This is a genomic window from Streptomyces galbus, assembly GCF_005280195.1.
In the GTDB taxonomy this organism is placed as follows: domain Bacteria; phylum Actinomycetota; class Actinomycetes; order Streptomycetales; family Streptomycetaceae; genus Streptomyces; species Streptomyces galbus.
The window spans coordinates 1-475 of the sequence record NZ_SZPR01000050.1 but is presented as its reverse complement, the minus strand read 5'-3'; the positions used below and the strand labels follow the sequence as shown (position 1 = coordinate 475).

Sequence of the window (475 nt, the reverse complement as noted above, 5' to 3'; positions counted from 1 at the left end):
AGCGCCTGATCCGTCCGGCCGGCCACCGGACTGCCCACCGCGACATCCTCACCCGCACCCAACCGCGTCAGCAGACCCGCCAGCCCCGCCTGCAACACCATGAACAAACTCGCACCCGACGCCCGCGCCACATCCGACAACCGCCGATGCAGATCAGCCCCGACCTCCACCGTGACGTAGTCACCCCGGTAGGTCATCACCGCCGGACGCGGACGGTCCGCGGGCAGCACCGACTGATCCGGCAGACCCGCCAACGCCTGCTTCCAGTAACCGATCTGCGTGGCGAACAGACTGTCCGGATCGTCCTGGTCACCCAGCAGCTCGTTCTGCCACAACGTGTAGTCCGCATACTGCACCGGCAACCCACGCCACTGCGGCACCCGCCCCTCCACCCGCGCCGTATAGGCACGCGTCAGATCCGCCGCCAACGGACCCAACGACCACCCGTCCCCCGCGATGTGATGCACCACCAGGA

Annotated in this window: 1 protein-coding gene; it reads right to left on the bottom strand. The window is 68.2% G+C overall.

Features of this window, described 5'->3' with window-relative positions; all coding sequences use genetic code 11:
- On the bottom strand, positions 1-475 hold a 475-nt coding region (locus E4U92_RS35215), incomplete at both ends, for a condensation domain-containing protein (protein WP_137304529.1).